General features: G+C 69.4%; 17 protein-coding genes and 1 tRNA gene. 14 read left to right on the top strand and 4 right to left on the bottom strand.

Translation table 11 applies throughout. The annotated features are described in order from the left end of the window. A partial coding sequence (locus tag G6018_RS04485) for an FAD-dependent oxidoreductase (protein WP_182638889.1) occupies nucleotides 1-298 on the bottom strand: 298 nt, incomplete at its 3' end. 66 nt (nucleotides 299-364) lie between these two features. Here G6018_RS04485 and G6018_RS04480 point away from each other — a divergent pair. From G6018_RS04480 to G6018_RS04455, 6 genes are all read left to right on the top strand, one after another. After that, nucleotides 365-922 (top strand): cupin domain-containing protein, encoded by a 558-nt coding sequence (locus G6018_RS04480; RefSeq protein WP_182615356.1) that lies wholly within the window; start codon nucleotides 365-367, stop codon nucleotides 920-922. A gap of 98 nt (nucleotides 923-1,020) precedes the next feature. Then, nucleotides 1,021-1,093: transfer RNA gene (locus G6018_RS04475), tRNA-Ala, on the top strand. A gap of 71 nt (nucleotides 1,094-1,164) precedes the next feature. Further along, nucleotides 1,165-1,527: an SMR family transporter gene (locus G6018_RS04470; protein ID WP_182610614.1), complete on the top strand. Its 363-nt coding sequence runs from the start codon at nucleotides 1,165-1,167 to the stop codon at nucleotides 1,525-1,527. After that, complete coding sequence (locus tag G6018_RS04465) at nucleotides 1,527-1,844, top strand: SMR family transporter (RefSeq protein ID WP_179525828.1); 318 nt, start codon at nucleotides 1,527-1,529, stop codon at nucleotides 1,842-1,844. Before G6018_RS04470 ends, G6018_RS04465 begins: the two co-directional genes overlap by 1 nt. A 192-nt stretch (nucleotides 1,845-2,036) precedes the next feature. Beyond that, nucleotides 2,037-3,443: an MFS transporter gene (locus tag G6018_RS04460; protein ID WP_182638887.1), complete on the top strand. Its 1,407-nt coding sequence runs from the start codon at nucleotides 2,037-2,039 to the stop codon at nucleotides 3,441-3,443. Nucleotides 3,444-3,477: 34 nt separating this feature from the next. After that, nucleotides 3,478-3,768: a SelT/SelW/SelH family protein gene (locus G6018_RS04455; protein ID WP_182615351.1), complete on the top strand. Its 291-nt coding sequence runs from the start codon at nucleotides 3,478-3,480 to the stop codon at nucleotides 3,766-3,768. 27 nt (nucleotides 3,769-3,795) lie between these two features. On the opposite strand, the gene G6018_RS04450 is transcribed toward G6018_RS04455, so the two are convergent. Next, entirely contained in the window at nucleotides 3,796-4,941 is a 1,146-nt protein-coding gene (locus G6018_RS04450) for an IS630 family transposase (protein WP_182638885.1), read from the bottom strand. On the opposite strand from G6018_RS04450, the gene G6018_RS04445 reads away from it, so the two are divergent. The 5 genes from G6018_RS04445 to G6018_RS04425 all read left to right on the top strand — a co-directional run bounded on the left by G6018_RS04445 (nucleotide 4,919) and on the right by G6018_RS04425 (nucleotide 8,678). After that, the gene (locus G6018_RS04445) at nucleotides 4,919-5,404 is read left to right on the top strand and encodes a hypothetical protein (protein ID WP_241731991.1); all 486 of its coding nucleotides are present in this window, start codon (nucleotides 4,919-4,921) and stop codon (nucleotides 5,402-5,404) included. The two genes, G6018_RS04450 and G6018_RS04445, sit on opposite strands and share 23 nt — an antisense overlap. A gap of 115 nt (nucleotides 5,405-5,519) precedes the next feature. After that, the gene (locus tag G6018_RS04440; RefSeq protein WP_347237794.1) at nucleotides 5,520-5,960 is read left to right on the top strand and encodes a hypothetical protein; all 441 of its coding nucleotides are present in this window, start codon (nucleotides 5,520-5,522) and stop codon (nucleotides 5,958-5,960) included. Between the two features lie 116 nt (nucleotides 5,961-6,076). Then, nucleotides 6,077-7,288 carry an NADH:flavin oxidoreductase gene (locus G6018_RS04435; protein ID WP_182638883.1) on the top strand — a complete coding sequence of 404 codons (1,212 nt, stop codon included), beginning with the start codon at nucleotides 6,077-6,079 and terminating at the stop codon, nucleotides 7,286-7,288. 122 nt (nucleotides 7,289-7,410) lie between these two features. Further along, entirely contained in the window at nucleotides 7,411-8,274 is an 864-nt protein-coding gene (locus G6018_RS04430; RefSeq protein ID WP_179525823.1) for an SDR family oxidoreductase, read from the top strand. Nucleotides 8,275-8,279: 5 nt separating this feature from the next. Continuing rightward, nucleotides 8,280-8,678 carry a DoxX family protein gene (locus G6018_RS04425; RefSeq protein ID WP_179525822.1) on the top strand — a complete coding sequence of 133 codons (399 nt, stop codon included), beginning with the start codon at nucleotides 8,280-8,282 and terminating at the stop codon, nucleotides 8,676-8,678. 45 nt (nucleotides 8,679-8,723) lie between these two features. Here the strand turns inward: G6018_RS04425 and G6018_RS04420 are convergent, their stop codons facing one another. After that, nucleotides 8,724-10,235 (bottom strand): phospholipid carrier-dependent glycosyltransferase, encoded by a 1,512-nt coding sequence (locus G6018_RS04420; RefSeq protein ID WP_182638881.1) that lies wholly within the window; start codon nucleotides 10,233-10,235, stop codon nucleotides 8,724-8,726. A 143-nt stretch (nucleotides 10,236-10,378) separates the two neighbouring features. Between G6018_RS04420 and rsmI the strand changes: the two genes are divergently transcribed. Continuing rightward, the gene (rsmI, locus tag G6018_RS04415; protein WP_179525820.1) at nucleotides 10,379-11,218 is read left to right on the top strand and encodes a 16S rRNA (cytidine(1402)-2'-O)-methyltransferase; all 840 of its coding nucleotides are present in this window, start codon (nucleotides 10,379-10,381) and stop codon (nucleotides 11,216-11,218) included. Between the two features lie 39 nt (nucleotides 11,219-11,257). Here the strand turns inward: rsmI and G6018_RS04410 are convergent, their stop codons facing one another. Beyond that, nucleotides 11,258-12,472 (bottom strand): aminodeoxychorismate synthase component I, encoded by a 1,215-nt coding sequence (locus G6018_RS04410; protein WP_182638879.1) that lies wholly within the window; start codon nucleotides 12,470-12,472, stop codon nucleotides 11,258-11,260. An 81-nt stretch (nucleotides 12,473-12,553) separates the two neighbouring features. On the opposite strand from G6018_RS04410, the gene G6018_RS04405 reads away from it, so the two are divergent. Together G6018_RS04405 and metG are read left to right on the top strand one after the other, a co-directional pair. Continuing rightward, nucleotides 12,554-14,122, top strand: coding sequence for a BCCT family transporter (locus tag G6018_RS04405; protein ID WP_182638876.1), 1,569 nt, complete (start codon nucleotides 12,554-12,556; stop codon nucleotides 14,120-14,122). A gap of 58 nt (nucleotides 14,123-14,180) precedes the next feature. Beyond that, a partial coding sequence (metG, locus tag G6018_RS04400; RefSeq protein WP_182638874.1) for a methionine--tRNA ligase occupies nucleotides 14,181-16,008 on the top strand: 1,828 nt, incomplete at its 3' end.

The following is a 16,008-nucleotide window of genomic DNA, read 5'->3' as shown; positions in this document are numbered from 1 at the left end:
TGTCGACCCCACTGTCGACCCCGCTGTCGCGGACCACGGTCACGGACCCCGTCCGCACCGTGACGTCGTACTCGCGGAGCTCCTCGCGGCCCCGGCGGAGCAGCTCGAGCGGATCCATCCCCTCGTGGCCGAGGACGCCGTGCATGTGTGCGGCGAAGCGGTTGCGCGGTTCGCCGGCGTCGACGACGAGCACGCGGCGGCGCGCCCGGCCCAGCATCAGCGCCGCCGACAGCCCCGCGGCCCCGCCGCCGATCACGATGGCGTCCCAGTGTTCCTCGATGTCCTTGTTCGTGTGCATGACAACAGTTCACGCCTGGTATGCGTAAACTGCAAGGAGATTTGCACTATTGGCAAGGAGTTGCGTGTGACGGAGGAACTCAGGCAGGTCGGGACGCGATTGCGGGCGTACCGCCACAGCAAGGGCTGGACCCTGGACCAGTTGGCCGAGCGCGCGGACATGTCGGCCAGCACGCTCTCCCGTCTCGAATCGGGCAAACGACAGTCCAGCCTCGAGCTGCTCCTCCCGCTCACCCGCCAGTTGGGGATCAGCCTCGACGATCTGGTGGCCCCGACGACGGTCGACCCGAGGGTGCGGCGTCCCGTGGTCCACCGGGACGGGATGGTGATCGCGCCCCTGGCCCCCGAGGGATCATCGGTGGGCACCTACAAGATCACCTACCCGCCGGCGAGCACCGCGCCCGAACCCCGGGTCCACGACGGCTACGAGTGGTTCTACGTCCTGTCCGGGAAGTTGCGCCTGGTCCTGGGCGACCAGGAGTTGATCCTGACCCGGGGTGAGGCAGCGGAGTTCGACACCAAGATCCCGCACAGTCTGTCGGCCGCCGGGGCGCGGCCGGCGCAGGTGATCAGCATCTTCAACGACGACGGGGTGCGGATGCACACGCACACCGCGAGCTCATGAGGCCTCCCGGCCTCCCGGTTTGGTCGGTCGCCCGGACGTGCTGGTAAGGTATCCCTCGCTGCTCGAGAGGGCGGCACCGTCGCCCGCGAGGGTGCCGGGGGGCTATAGCGCAGTTGGTAGCGCGTCTCGTTCGCATCGAGAAGGTCAGGGGTTCGATTCCCCTTAGCTCCACGGAGAGATGTCCCGGACCATCGAGTCAGATGGCCCGGGACATCCGTCATTTGCTGGAGGAACGGCGACCGATGAACACTGATGTGGGCGGCAAGTGGCTGTTCCTCGCCGCGGCGATCGCCCTCGAGGTGGCGGGCTCGCTCTCACTGAAGGGGGCGCTCACCACGCCCGCGCTCTACGCGATGGTGGCCGTCGGGTACGTGGGCGCGTTCGCCTTCCTGGCCCTCACCCTGCGGGCGGGCGTGCCGCTCGGGGTGGCGTACGGCATCTGGGGGGCCTCCGGCGTCGCCCTGACGGCGGGCCTGTCGTCCCTGATCTACCACGAGCCGCTGACCCCGCTGATGATCGCGGGCATCGCGGTGATCATCGCCGGGGTGTTGTGCGTCGAACTGGGATCCCAGCGCGCCCGGTCACGCGCCGAGGGGGCCGGCTGATGGCCTGGGCCTATCTCGCCGTCGCGATCTCCTTCGAGCTCGCCGCGACGCTCTCGCTCCGGATGGCCGTCGACAACGCGCGGTGGTACGCCGCCGTCGTGCCCGGCTACCTGGTGGCCTTCGTGTTCCTCTCCCTGACGCTGGCCGAGGGGATGCCGCTGGGGGTCGCCTACGGGATCTGGACGGCCGCCGGCGTGGCCCTGGCCGCGGTCCTGAGCCGACTGCTCTTCCGCGAACCCCTCACGCCGTTGATGGGTGCGGGGATCGTCCTGATCGCCGGCGGGGTGTTGCTCGTGGAGCTGGGCGCGGGCGTCTGAGGGCAGTGGCCCCGATCGTTAACACGGGGTTCACCACCACCACGATTCGCGCGGACGCGCCTGAGTAATGTTCTGCGTCATGGCGATACCCGCGTCCGAGGGCGACGACTAACCGGGACCCCCTCGACGGTTCAGCGATACATCGACGAGACCCCCCGCTGGCGGGACGGCACCCCCGCGGTCGCCGGCGGCATGACGAGCATGCAGGGCAGGATCTGGTGGCTCGCCTCGGCGGGGAAGTTCTTCGAGGGGCTGATCGTGTTCCTCATCGGGGTGGCGCTGCCCCTGATCACCGCCTATTGGTCCCTCTCTGCCGTGGAGACCGGTCTCCTCACCGCGGCGCCTCTGGCCGGGATCATGGTCGGCGCCACCGCGCTCGGTGGGCTCTCGGACCGGTTCGGCCGCAGACAGATGTTCCTCATCGAGATGGTGCTGTTCACCGTGTTCCTGCTCGGCGCCACCGTGGCGCCCGGGTTCGCCGTGTTCCTGGTGTGCCTGTTCGGGATGGGCACCGCTCTGGGGTGCGACTACCCGACCGCGCACGCGATGATCTCCGAGACGCAGTCCACCGCCGGCCGCGGAAGACTGGTGCTGTCGGCGTTCGCGTTCCAGGCGGTAGGGGCCGTGGCGGGGACCCTGGTCGGTGTCGCGATCCTCAGCACCACCGACTCGCTCGACTCCTGGCGGCTGATGTTCGGCGTCGTCGTGGTGCCGGCGGCACTCGTCGCCGTCGGCCGGTTGTTCATCGTCCAGAGCCCGCACTGGCTCGCGAACGTCGGTCGCCACGCGGAGGCCGAGGTCGAACTCAGAAAGCTCCTCGATCGCACGCCGCAGTACCCCTCGGTCGTGACACTCTCGGCAGACCGGGGCGCGGACGAGGCGGAGACCAAGGACGTCCGCGCGCTGTTCGCGGCCCCGTGGCGTCGGTCGACCATCCTGGCATCGGTGCCGTGGTTCCTCCAGAATCTGAGCACCTACGGCATCGGCATCTTCACGCCGACGATCATCGCGACCACGCTCGGGAACGTCGCCAGTAGCGGGTCCTCGTCGTCGGCCATCATCCACAAGGATCTGCTCGGCGCCAAGGGGGCCGCCCTCATCGACGTCTTCCTCCTGGTGGGCATCCTGGTCGCCATCGTGTTGGTCAACCGGTGGGGTCGAATGCGGTTGCAGATGCTGGGGTTCCTCGGCTGCGCGACCGGGCTGGCGATCGCCGCGTCGTCCACCCTCGCCCACGGGTCGGTGCAGACGGTGCTCGTCTTTGCCGGTTTCATCCTGTTCCAGTTCATGACCAACCTCGGGCCCAACTCGATGACCTATGTGGTGGCGGGGGAGGTGTTCCCGAACGCACTGCGCGGGACGGGTGCCGGCATGGCGGCGTCCATCGCCAAGTCGGGTGCGGTGCTGACCTCGTTCCTGTTCCCGATCCTTCTGGTCGCCTGGGGAACCAGCGCAGTCCTGGCGATCCTGGTGGGGACATCCCTGCTCGGGGCTCTCATCACGTGGCTGTTCCGCATCGAGACCACCGGCAGGAGCGTCGAGGAGATCGACTCGATGTACGAGGAGCATCCGGAGCAGGCGGAGCCCGCCCAGCGCTGATACCGGTCAGTCCACCTGTGGCACTGTGGGCGGTATGCCGTCTCCCCGGATCGCCATCACCTTCTGTACGCAGTGCCGGTGGATGCTCCGCGCCCAGTGGTACGCGGGCGAGCTTCTCCAGACTTTCGAGAGCGAGATCGGCGAGATCGCGCTCGTGCCTGCCACCGGCGGCACGTTCCGGATCGATGTCGGCGACGAGCAGGTCTGGAACCGCAAGAGGGATGGCGGATTCCCCGAGATCACCGAACTGAAGCGGGCTGTCAGAGATCTCGTCGCTCCGGGGAGGTCGCTCGGTCACGCCGACCGGGTCGAGCCCACCGACTAGTGGGTATCTCCGTTAGTGCGTCGGGGGTCAGGCCGCTGCGCGGAGCGTGCCGTCGTTGTTGAGACGGTCGAGGTGGCGGTTGAGGTCATCGCGGGTGTACTTCCAGCCGAACGGTTCAGCGCTGTGGTTGTAGCGATTCTCGAAGTTGAGGATGCGTGCGGCGAGGTCGTCGAGGTTTGCGAAGTCGCCGGTGGCGATGGCTTTGCGCTGCAGGATCGAGAAGTAGATCTCGACCTGGTTGAGCCACGAGGCGTGCACCGGTAGGTGCACCAGGACCGCGTTGGGAAACGCCTGGCTCATTCGGTCGATCGAGGCCTGACCTGCGTGGGATGAGCCGTTGTCGACGACCCAGAACACTCGCTTGGCGCTGGCGTAGGGTTCCTGGGTCATCACCTGCTCGACCAGTTCGGTGAACGGGGCGATCCCGGTCTTTGATGCGGTCATCCCTATCACGCGGGCACGGTGGACGTCGTAGGCGGCGAAGTAGGCCAACGTCCCACCGCGGCGGTACTCGAACTCCACGCGCCGCGGCTGACCGGGCCTGGCGGGAGTCTCGGCGTGACGGCGTTTGAGGGCTTGGAGCTGCGATTTCTCGTCAGCACTGATGACGTACTCATCATCGCCTAACTCGATGCCGTTCCAGCGGCGGTGGTACAGATCCAGCACCCGGGTGGCCTTGACGGCGAAGTTGGGGTCGCGAGGGAAGATCCACGATCGGTGCTGCCACGGCTTGATCGCATCGGCGGCCAGCCAGCGCCCGATCGTCGCCGTGGCCACCGGGCGCACCAGCCCGGTGGCCACGGCGTGGGCTCTCAGCTCGGCGGCCGACCATCTGGTCAGCGGCAGACCGTGGTCAGCCGGACGCGTACACGCCAACGCTTTGACCTGGGCGACCTCGACGGGGGTGAACACGCGCGGCCGTCCCGAGCGGGGCCGGTCTTTGAGCCCCTCGAGGCGCTCGGCGCAGAAGCGATGACGCCACTGGCGCACGGTGTCGTCACACACCCCGATGTCGCGGGCGATCACAGCGTTCGCGTCACCGTCTGCGGCGGCCAGGACGATCCGGGCGCGCAGTACGTCACGGTGCGCACAGCGGGCAGCGTTCGCGCGGCGGGTCAGCTCGTCGCGTTCCTTGTCGGTGAGGATGACGATGTCGGCGCTGGTGGGAGGCATGTTCATTTCTGGCCCAGCCGGAGGCGACCGCCAAGCCGCCACGCCGGAACAAGCCGGAAGTCGAGGGCGAGAACGGGCGGCGGCGATGATGGAGATCATGGCCAAGATTCCCGAGTCGACCCAGACCTCACTGCGACAGAAACTCCTGGCGCGCGCGTCCGAACGGTGGCCCCAGATCCAGGAACTGCACACCCGCTACCGGGCCGGGTTTGCCTACGTCGATGCCACCTTGACCGACGGCGACGAAGTCAAGCTCTGCCGACTGCGCTACGCCGGATCAGCCAGCAACTGGGGCTTTGCGATCTACCGCGCCAGCCACAACGACTACCAACAAGCCGCCCTGCCAAACGGATGGCCCTCAGGCACTCCCGAAGAAGCCCTCGACACCGCCTGCGGCCTCTACCTCGGCGACCCCACCGCCTGGATCACCGACCCCCGACGAACTAACGGAGATGCCCACTAGCCACAGGGGTCGTCCCTGGCGGATCCGCGGGGCGCCCGTTCGTCGTGGACGCACCCGTAATCCACGCGAAGTCCACTTTGAGGTAAGCGAACTCTGATGTGCTGAGGTGCAGGCGGTGAGCGCCGCCCTCGACGACCCCAGGGAGAGCGACATGTCCGGAAGACTTCTCACCGTGTGCGGCATGGCCGCCGTAACCCTCCTCGCGGGCGCCGGGACCGCGAACGCGCAGCTCGGTTCCGTCACCGGTTCGCTTCCGGGGTCGACCAGCGGGCCGGTCGGTTCCACGGCCACCGCGGTCTGCAACGTCGGTAGCGTGGCCAACCTCGCCGGGGCCGGACTGCCGACCAGCGCGGTCTGCTCGGTCGCACCGGCGCTGGGCAGGTCGATCGACCACCTGCTCGCCGGAGACACCAACGGTTCGGTCTCCGCGCTCGTCGGTGGCGTCCCGGGGGTGGGGAGTGCGCTGGAGAGGGTGGTACCCACGGACTCGGCGGCCGACCTGGTGGATCAGGCGCTCGCGGGGATCGACGCGACGTCGCTCACCCCCCAGGGCTGAGCGGGCCGGCGCGCGCTCGCAAGACGGGCACGGAGACAGGTGAGCCAATTGCACTCAGTGCAAAAGTGCTGGCCAAAGCGCGTGATCACTGGATTGGAACGCGTTATAGTTCGCTCATGACCCTCGCACCAGGTAGCCCCGCGCCCGATGTCTTCAGCCCGGCGAAGATCGGAAACGTGACGTTGCGCAACCGCATCGTCAAGGCCGCGACGTTCGAGGGCCGCTGCCCCGAGGGCCGGGTCACCGACGAGCTCATCGAGTTCCACGCCGAGTACGCCCGCGGCGGCGTCGGCATGACGACGGTCGCCTACTTGGCCACCTCGCCCGAGGGTCGGACCGACCGGCACCAGTACCACTGGGGCATGGACGACGGCGGCATGCTGCGCAAGCTCACCGACACGGTGCACGCCGAGGGCGCGGCCGTCTCGGCGCAGGTCGGCCACGCGGGGGCGGTGGCCAATTCCGCCTCCAACAAGATGCCGGCGATGGGGCCGTCCCGCATCCCGGCCCCCACGGGAATGTCCCTGACCAGGGCCTGCACCGAGGCGGATATCGATCGGATCGTGGAGGACCACGTCCGAGCGGCCCGTGGGGCGGCGGAGGCCGGGTTCGACGCCATCGAGGTGCACTTCGGGCACAACTACCTGGTGAGCGAGTTCCTCAGCCCCAAGTTGAACAAGCGCAAGGACTCCTACGGCGGGTCCCTCGAGAACCGTGCTCGGTTCGCCCGCCGCATCGGCCGCGCCATCCGCGACGCGATGGGCGACCGGATCGCCGTGACCATCAAGCTCAACATGGACGACGGCGTGCCCGGCGGATTCTGGATCGACGAGGCCGTGCAGGTGGCCAGGTGGATCGAGGAGGACGGCTCGGCGGACGCCCTGGTGATGACCGTGGGCAGCTCCCTGCTCAACCCCATCTACCTGTTCAAGGGCGACGCGCCGCTGCACGAGTTCGCCGCCACCCAGCCGACGGTCATCAAGCTGGGCATGAAGGTCGCCGGACCCAGGATGTTCAAGGAGTACCCCTACACGGACGCCTACATGCTCGACGACGCCCGCCAGATCCGCGAGGCCGTGAGTATGCCCATGATGCTGCTCGGGGGGATCGTCGACCGACCGTCGATCGACAAGGCGATGAGCGCGGGATTCGAGTTCGTGGCCATGGGGCGCGGCCTCCTGCGTGAGCCGGACCTGCCCAACAAGCTGAGGGCCGATGATCGTCGTCGGTCCCTGTGCGTGCACTGCAACCGCTGCATGGCCACGATCTACAGCGGGAGCCGCTGCGTGTTGCGCGACCACGTTCCGCCCGTCCCGGCGCGCGGCTGACCCCGACCGGCGTCAGGCCACCTTCCTGACACCGGCGTCAGGCCACCTTCCTGGCACCGGCGGGCCGCTACGGTGGGACCCCAGGAGGCCCGCTCGAGCGACCCGGGCCGGAAGGGGAGCACATGTCGAGGCGACGGATCACCGACTACCGTGGCAAGACCTGCGTGGTCACCGGAGCGGCCAGCGGGATCGGCCGCGCCGTGGCGATCCGGCTGGCGGGCGAGGGCGCGCGGCTGGTGCTGACGGACCGCGACGCCGCCGGGTTGCAGACGGCGGCACAGGCCTGCCGGGACGCGGGTGGCGCGGTGCTGGGCTCCGAGACCGTGGACATCACCGAGCACGAGGCGGTGATGGGGTTCGGCGAGAGCACGATCGCCGCGCACGGCGCCCCGCACGCGATCTTCCACGTCGCGGGCAACTCGGCATGGGGGCGGCCCGACCTGCTCGAACACCGCGTCTGGCGGTCCATGGTCGAGGTCAACCTCATGGGCACCATCCACGTGATCGAGGCGTTCGTCCCGGCGATGATGGCGGCGAAGCGACCCGCCGCGCTCGTCATGGTCTCGTCCGCCGCCGGTCTGCTGGGTCTGCCGTGGCACGCCGCGTACAGCGCCGCCAAGTTCGGCATCCGTGGCATCGCCGAGGTGCTCCGCTTCGACCTGGCGCCGTACGGGATCGGCGTGCACCTGGTGTGTCCCGGCGGGGTGGACACCCCGTTGGTGGAGACCGTCGAGATCGCGGGCGTGGACCGTTCGAACCCGCAGGTCGCCAAGACCGTGGACCAGTTCAGGCGCCATGCCGTCACCCCGGAGGTCGCGGCCGAGAAGACACTCGAGGGCGTACGCAAGGGGCGCTACATCGTCTACACCTCGCCGGACATCCGACTGGGGTTCGCCGCCCAGAAGTTCGCTCCGCCGCTCTACACGCTCGCGATGCGACTCCTGAGCCGTCGCATCAACAAGGCCGGAGAGGGAATCCTCCCGTGAGGGGGATGGAGACCCTCAACGACGCCGCCATCCTGCTGGCCCGGCTCGGGCTCGGGGCGGTGTTCGTGGCCCACGGATGGCAGAAGTTCTTCACGCTGGGGTTGAGCCGGGTGGGTGAGCAGTTCGCCGGGTACGGGATCCCGCAGCCGGAGGTGACCGCCGCGGTCGTCGCCGGGGTCGAGTTGATCGCGGGGATCGCACTCATCGCGGGCATCCTCACGCCGCTGGCCGGGATCCTGCTGGCGGTGGACATGGCGGGAGCCCTGTATTTCGTCCATGCCACCAACGGGCCCTTCGTCACCCAGAACGGCTGGGAGCTCGTGGTGGCACTCGGGGTGGGCGTGTTGCTCATCGCGGCGGTCGGGGCGGGCCGGTTCAGCATCGACCGGGCGCTGGGCGGGTAGGGCCGGCGTCGCTCGCGGTGGGCGGCACGGCGGGGCGAGTCGAGGCTAACGCCAGGACGGCAGCCAGAGCTGCTGGTTCCATTCCGTCGAGGTGATGGGCATCCCCGACAGGATGGGCAGCATGTAGAGGAAGTTGGCCACCACGAGCCCCAGATAGAGGCACACGATCGCCCGGCCGATCGTCTTGCGCCGTGGCGAGTCGGTGGACCTGCCGGCGATCTCGCCCAGCACCAGCGCGACCATCATCACGAAGAACGGCACCATCACCGAGGCGTAGAAGAAGTACATCTGGCGGTCGTGCTGGAAGAACCACGGCAGATAGCCGGCCATGTAGCCGACGAGCGGGAACGCGTACCGGCCGTCGCGGCAGATGACGGCCCGCCAGAACGCCCAGCCGAGCACCGGGATCGCGAGCCACCAGATCGCGGGCGTACCGAGGAGCATGATGGCGCGGACGCAGGAGTCCTGACCGCAGCCGGTCACGTCCTCGCCCTGCTCGACGTAATAGAGCATCGGCCGCAGGCTCATCGGCCAGGTCCACGGCTTGGACTCCCACGGGTGTCGGTTGCCCGCCGAGGTGGTGAGCGAGGAGTGGAAGTCGAGCACGGACGACTGGTAGTACAGCCACGACTGGAGTGAGTCGGGCAGCCAGTTGTCGTCGACCTTTGACCCCACCGCGTGCCGGTACACCGAGTTCTCGCCGGCGAACCACGGGAGCCAGGTGAACATGTGGATCAGGGCGGGCCAGATGACCAGGGTGACGAAGGCCGGGACGGCATCCCGGAGCAGCGTGCCCGCCAGCGGTCGCCGCACCCCGTAGCGACTGCGCAACGCCCAGTCCCAGGCCACCGTCATGAGGCCGAAGAACGCGATGAAGTACAGGCCCGACCACTTGACGCCGAGGGCCAGCCCGAGCATGACGCCGGCGGTGAACCGCCACCAGCGGAAGCCCAGTCGCGGTCCGAAGTCCGACAGGTGGAGCCGGCCGGCGAGCGCGGCGCGGTGCATCCGGCCGCGCATCTGGTCGCGGTCGACGAGCAGGGCACCGGCGGCGGCAGTGACGAACAGGACCTGGTAGATGTCGAGCATGCCGATGCGGGAGGTCACGAAGGTGACCCCGTCCAGACACAGCAGCAGGCCCGCGACCAGGCCGAGTTGCGTCGATCGGGTCAGCCGCCTGGTGATCCGCATGACCATGAGCACCACGAGCACGCCGCAGATCGCGGCGGTGAACCGCCAGCCCAGTGGGGTGTAGCCGAAGAGCAGTCCGCCCAGCGACTCGATCTGCTTGGCGACGGGCGGGTGGACCACCAGTCCGTAGGCCGGGTTCTCCTCGATCCCCAGCTGCGCGATGCTGAACGACTGCGGCGCGTAGTGCTTCTCGTCGAAGACCGGGGTGCCCTCGTCCGTGGCGGAGGTCAGGCCCCAGAAGCGCGAGAGGAAGGCCAGGACCAGGATGATGCCGGTGGCGATCCAGTCGCGGGGGGTGTCGACCGGCCCGGTGTCCGGATCCGGGAGCGGGCGGCCCGGGGATCGCACGCCTGGGGTCGAGGTCACACCGCGAGCATAATGGTGGCCTTCCCGGGACCGGGGACACGGGCAGGGCAGGACGCGGGCGAGACGCGGACGAGACTCCGGCGGGACGCGGGCGCGGACATCGGCGACCGGGGACGGGGGCGACCGGGGATAGGGTGGAGCGCATGACGTCCGGACGTGTCGTGTTGGCGGCCACCCCCATAGGGAATCCGGGCGACGCGTCCTCCCGGCTGAAGGACCTGCTCGCCACCGCCGACGTCGTGGCCGCCGAGGACACCCGGCGTCTGCGCGGGCTCGCCACGGCGCTCGGGGTGACGGTCCCCGGCCGGGTCATGAGCTTCTACGAGCACAACGAGACGGGCCGCGTGCCCCAGCTGATGGACCGGGTCCGCGCCGGTGACGTGGTGGCCGTGGTGACCGACGCCGGGATGCCCGCGGTGTCGGACCCGGGGTATTCGCTGGTCACCGCGTGTATCGAGGCCGGGCTCCCGGTGACCTGCCTTCCCGGCCCGTCGGCCGTCACCACGGCACTGGTGCTCAGCGGCCTGCCCGTGGACCGGTTCTGTTTCGACGGCTTCCCCCCGCGCCGCGCTGGTCGTCGCCGGACCTGGCTGGCCCGGCTTGCTGCGGAGGAGCGCACGTGCGTGTTCTTCGAGTCGCCCCACCGCCTCGGGGACACTCTCGCCGAGGCGGCGGAGGTGCTGGGCGCCGGTCGGCGCGCGGCGGTGTGCCGTGAGCTCACCAAGACGTACGAGGAGGTCCTGCGGGGCACGCTCGGCGAGCTGGCCGAGCGGACCGCCGACGGGGTCCGCGGGGAGATCGTGGTGGTGATCGAGGGGGCGGACGCCGCGGACTCGACCGCCACGACCGAGGACCTGGTCGAGATCGTGGAGGAGCGGGTCGAGGCGGGAGAGCGGCTCAAGGACGCCTGCGCGGCCGTCGCCGAGGGCTCGTCACTGACCAAGCGGGAGCTCTACCAGGCGGTCGTCGACTCGCGGGGCTGAGCACCTCGCGGGGCTGACCACCACGTCGCGCGCTGCCGACTACCAGGGCACCGGTCCACCGCCCCAGGTGAACGCGGCCTTGTGTACGCACTCGTCCCACTCGGCGTCGGGGTCCGAGTCGATGGTGATGCCGCCGCCCACGCCCAACTCGACGCGCCCGTCGGGGGTGGCCTCGAGGGTGCGGATGGCCACCGCGAGCTCGAGGTCCCGGCCCAGGGCGAGGCCGTACGCCCCGCAGTGCAGGCCCCGCGACCGCGGTTCCCACCCGGCGATCAGCTCGCGGGCCCGTGCCTTCGGCGTCCCCGTCACCGAGGCCGGGGGGAAGGTGGCCTCCACCAGCGCCGCGTTGTCCGCGGTCGTGCGGGCGGTGACGGTGGAGACCAGGTGGTGCACGCCGGGCGCCGGGCGGATGGCGAGCAGGTCGGTCACGGTCACCGACCCGACGTCGGCCACGCGCCCGAGGTCGTTGCGGACCAGGTCCACGATCATGATGTTCTCCGCGATGTCCTTCGCGGACCCCAGCAAGAGCGCCGGGTCCAGGTCCGCCGCCAGCGTGCCCTTGATGGGGCTGGACCGCACCTGATCGCCGCGGCGCACCAGGTACTCCTCGGGCGAGAACCCGAGGACGGCGCCCCAGGGTCCCTCGAGATACGCCGAGCGTGCGGCGGGGGAGTGGCCGGCGATCGCGAGGAAGGTCTCGAGCGGGTCCGCGCGGAGCCTGCCGTGCAGTCGCGTGCTCAGACAGGCCTGGTAGACCTCGCCCGCGCGGATCGACTCGAGACAGTCCGTCACGGCCGAGCGGTGCGCCCCGCGGTCCGGCACGGCCCAGTCCGGGAAGTGGTCGGCAGGGTTGTCGTTGTTGTCGTTGTTGTCGTCGTCCTGGCGGCCGTCACGTCGGGCGGCACCGTGGTCGCGGACCACCTGCGCCGGGTCGGGGGCGTCGCCGTGGCGTGTCCACCGGCCGTCGGCGTCGAGGGTGAGCCACCCGGAGGCCTCGCCGCGCACCGCGGCCGGGAGCGGTGGGGCGGCGCCGGGCACGGTGTCGGGAAAGGACCGATAGACGACGACGAGGTGGTCGCTCTCCTCGAACGCCGACTCCTGCGACACGGGCCGGAGGTCGACCGACGGGACCACCACGGCGCGGCGATCCCGCCAGTCGCCGAGGAAGGCGGCAGGGGGCGCCAGGCCGTGTGACCGCGCCCGTTCCCGCAGCGCACGGAGCAGCTCCGGGACGGGTATCAGACGCTCGCGCACCCGTTCATGCTTACACGCACCTGTGCTGGTGAAGAACTTATTATCTTGCACAGCGCCGAAGTTGTTGACAAGGTTTCAGGAATGTCCACCTCTAGAGAACAGAAGAGTGACCCCGGGAACACGCCACCTCCCGCGCCGACGGCACGGCTTCGCGCGGACTTCGCGGTGATCGTCCCCGCCGCCGTGATCGCCCTGATCGTGGTGGTGTGGGGCTTGTTCTACACGGTCTCGTTCGAGAGCGCCGCGGGTCGGGCGTTCGACGTGGTGGTCCACACGGTGGGCTGGTTGTTCATCGTGGTGGCCACCACGGTCGTGGCCTACACCGTCTATCTGGCGTTCTCCCGCTTCGGCGCGATCCGGCTGGGAGGCGACCACGAGAAGCCTGAGTACTCCACCCGGTCCTGGATCGCCATGATGTTCGCCGCGGGCATGGGCATCGGTCTGATGTTCTACGGCGTGTCCGAGCCGCTCACCCACTTCCAGACCCCGCCGCCGGGTCAGGAGCAGCAGTACGACGTGGCCATGGCCACCACCGCCTTCCACTGGACCCTGCATCCGTGGTCCATGTACGCCATCGTCGGCCTGGCCCTCGCGCTGGCGGCCTACCGCTTCAAGCGCGGCCACCTGATCTCGCAGGCGTTCGTCCCGCTGATCGGCGAGAAGCGGGCCAACGGGTGGATGGGCAAGGTGCTCGACATCGCGACGGTCGTGGCCACGATCTTCGGTACCGCCGCCTCGCTCGGTCTCGGCGCGCTGCAGATCCGGGCCGGGCTGAACGAGACCGGTGCGGTCAGCGGCGGCGGCATCGCGCTCGTCGTGGGCGTCATCGTGGTCCTGGGACTGGTGTTCCTCGCCTCGGCGGCCTCCGGGATCGGCAACGGCGTCCGGATCCTGTCCAACATCAACCTGGTGCTGGCGGTCTCGCTCGCGCTGTTCGTCGCGATCTTCTCCGGCGCGCTGTTCTTCATGCTCGACCTGGTCCCCACCACCGTCGGTGCGTACTTCTCCGACTTCTTCGAGATGGCCTCCCGCACCGCGGTGAGCGAGAACGGCGAGGCGGCCGAGTGGCTGTCCGGCTGGACGGTCTTCTACTGGGCCTGGTGGATCTCCTGGTCGCCCTTCGTCGGGATGTTCCTCGCCCGGATCAGCCGGGGCCGCACGGTCCGCGAGTTCATCATCGGCGTGGTCCTCATACCCAGCACCCTGTCGGTGCTGTGGTTCTCGATCTTCGGCGGGTTCGCCCTGTATCTCGAGGACGCCGGTCGGAGCATCTTCGGCGACGGTTCGCTCGAGCCCCAGCTGTTCAACCTGCTCCGCGAACTGCCGCTCGCGCCGGTGCTCATGGTGGTCGCCATGGTGCTCATCGCCGTCTTCTTCATCACCTCGGCCGACTCGGCGTCGATCGTCATGGGCGGCATGGCCCAGCACGGGGTCGAGGAGCCGTCACGGTGGATCGTCATGCTCATGGGTACCTTCACCGCGGCGGTCGCGATCATCATGCTCCTCGCGGGCGACGGCGGCGGGAACGCGCTGTCGAGCCTGCAGAACATGACCATCATCGCGGCGTCACCGTTCGTCCTGGTGCTGATCGCCCTGTGCGTGTCGATCCACAAGTCGCTCTCGCACGATCCGGCGGCCGAGAACGCCTGACGCGGGCCGGGTGCACTCCCGGCACGGCGGCCGCGGACGCGACCACTACTCTGGACGCATGGCGAAGACAGTCCTGACCGCGGTCGCATGGCCGTACGCGAACGGCCCCCGGCACATCGGACACGTCTCCGGGTTCGGGGTGCCGTCGGACGTCTTCTCCCGGTACCAGCGGATGGCCGGCAACGACGTGCTGATGGTCTCGGGCACCGACGAGCACGGCACCCCGCTGCTCGTGCAGGCCGAGAAGGAGGGGGTGTCGGTCCAGTCGCTCGCGGACCGGTACAACCGGGTGATTGTCGACGACCTGGCCGGACTGGGGCTGAGCTACGACCTGTTCACCCGCACCACCACCCGGAACCACTACTCGGTGGTCCAGGAGCTCTTCCGGGGCCTGCACCGCAACGGGTACATGGTGGCCAAGACCACCACCGGGGCGGTGAGCCCGTCGACGGGCCGCACCCTGCCGGACCGGTACATCGAGGGCACCTGCCCGATCTGCGGCTACGACGGCGCCCGGGGCGACCAGTGCGACAACTGCGGCAACCAGCTGGACCCGGCGGACCTGAAGAACCCGGTCTCCAAGATCAACGGTGAGACCCCGAAGTTCATCGAGACCGAGCACTGGTTCCTGGACCTGCCCGCCCTCGCGGACTCGCTGGGGGACTGGCTCAAGGGTCGGAAGGACTGGCGGCCCAACGTCCTGAAGTTCTCGCTCAACCTGCTCGAGGACCTACGTCCGCGTGCGATGAGCCGGGACATCGACTGGGGGATCCCGATCCCGGTCGAGGGCTGGCAGGACCGGGGCGACAAGAAGCTCTACGTGTGGTTCGACGCCGTGGTGGGCTACCTGTCCGCCTCGATCGAGTGGGCGTGGCGCTCGGGTGAGCCCGAGGCGTGGCGTCGCTGGTGGACCGACCCCGAGGCCGTCTCCCACTACTTCATGGGCAAGGACAACATCACGTTCCACTCGCAGATCTGGCCGGCCGAGCTCATCGGCTACGACGGCCGGGGTGCGCACGGTGGCGAGCCGGGCGCGCTCGGTGCGCTCGGCCTGCCCACCGAGGTGGTCTCGTCGGAGTTCCTCACCATGTCCGGGTCCAAGTTCTCCTCCTCGCGGGGCGTGGTGATCTACGTCCGCGACTTCCTGGCGGAGTTCGGCCCCGACTCGCTGCGGTACTTCATCTCGGTGGCCGGCCCGGAGAACCAGGACACCGACTTCACCTGGGACGAGTTCGTGCGACGCACCAACGCCGAGCTCGTGGGCGGCTGGGGCAACCTGGTCAACCGCACGGTGTCGATGGCGCACAAGAACTTCGGCGAGATCCCGCGCCCCGGCACCCTGACCGACCTCGACGCCGAACTCCTGCGTGACGCGGAGTCCGCGTTCGCCACGGTCGGCGGCCACCTCGAGCGCTCCCGCTTCAAGGCCGGTGCCACCGAGGCGATGCGGATCGTCGGCGCCGCGAACCGCTACATCGCCGCGACCGAGCCGTGGAAGCTGGCCAAGGAGCCGGACCAGCGCGAGCGCCTGGGCACCGTGCTGCACACCGCCCTGCAGGTGGTCTCCGACGCCAACACCCTGCTCACCCCGTACCTGCCGTCGGCCGCGCAGCAGATCCACGGCGCGATCGGCGGGCAGGGCGTGTGGGCCGCGTCGCCGCAGGTCCACGAGGTGATCGACGACATGCCGGTGGACCTGGTCGGGACGGGCCTGCCCGAGGCCGGGCGCAGCTACCCGGTGATCATGGGCGACTACGCCTCCGAGCAGGCCCGGTGGGCGCGCACCGAGCTCACCCCCGGGACCCCGCTGGCCAAGCCCAGCCCGCTGTTCGCCAAGGTCGACCCGGAACTCGCCGAGACCGGACCCGCCTGGGCGCCCATCCAGC

Source organism: Dietzia sp. DQ11-44 (genome assembly GCF_014145205.1).
GTDB lineage: Bacteria > Actinomycetota > Actinomycetes > Mycobacteriales > Mycobacteriaceae > Dietzia > Dietzia natronolimnaea.
The sequence above is the reverse complement of the archived record's forward strand: the minus strand, read 5'-3'. Positions and strand labels throughout refer to the sequence as shown.

Bases quoted from the DNA above. Each gene is read 5' to 3' on its own strand.
- G6018_RS04470 (WP_182610614.1), top strand. From the start codon at position 1,165: ATGAACACTGATGTGGGCGGCAAGTGGCTGTTCCTCGCCGCGGCGATC.
- G6018_RS04465 (WP_179525828.1), top strand. From the start codon at position 1,527: ATGGCCTGGGCCTATCTCGCCGTCGCGATCTCCTTCGAGCTCGCCGCG.
- G6018_RS04460 (WP_182638887.1), top strand. From the start codon at position 2,037: ATGACGAGCATGCAGGGCAGGATCTGGTGGCTCGCCTCGGCGGGGAAG.
- G6018_RS04455 (WP_182615351.1), top strand. From the start codon at position 3,478: ATGCCGTCTCCCCGGATCGCCATCACCTTCTGTACGCAGTGCCGGTGG.
- G6018_RS04445 (WP_241731991.1), top strand. From the start codon at position 4,919: ATGTCGGCGCTGGTGGGAGGCATGTTCATTTCTGGCCCAGCCGGAGGC.
- G6018_RS04450 (WP_182638885.1), bottom strand. From the start codon at position 4,941: ATGCCTCCCACCAGCGCCGACATCGTCATCCTCACCGACAAGGAACGC.
- G6018_RS04435 (WP_182638883.1), top strand. From the start codon at position 6,077: ATGACCCTCGCACCAGGTAGCCCCGCGCCCGATGTCTTCAGCCCGGCG.
- G6018_RS04430 (WP_179525823.1), top strand. From the start codon at position 7,411: ATGTCGAGGCGACGGATCACCGACTACCGTGGCAAGACCTGCGTGGTC.
- G6018_RS04425 (WP_179525822.1), top strand. From the start codon at position 8,280: ATGGAGACCCTCAACGACGCCGCCATCCTGCTGGCCCGGCTCGGGCTC.
- rsmI (WP_179525820.1), top strand. From the start codon at position 10,379: ATGACGTCCGGACGTGTCGTGTTGGCGGCCACCCCCATAGGGAATCCG.
- G6018_RS04405 (WP_182638876.1), top strand. From the start codon at position 12,554: ATGTCCACCTCTAGAGAACAGAAGAGTGACCCCGGGAACACGCCACCT.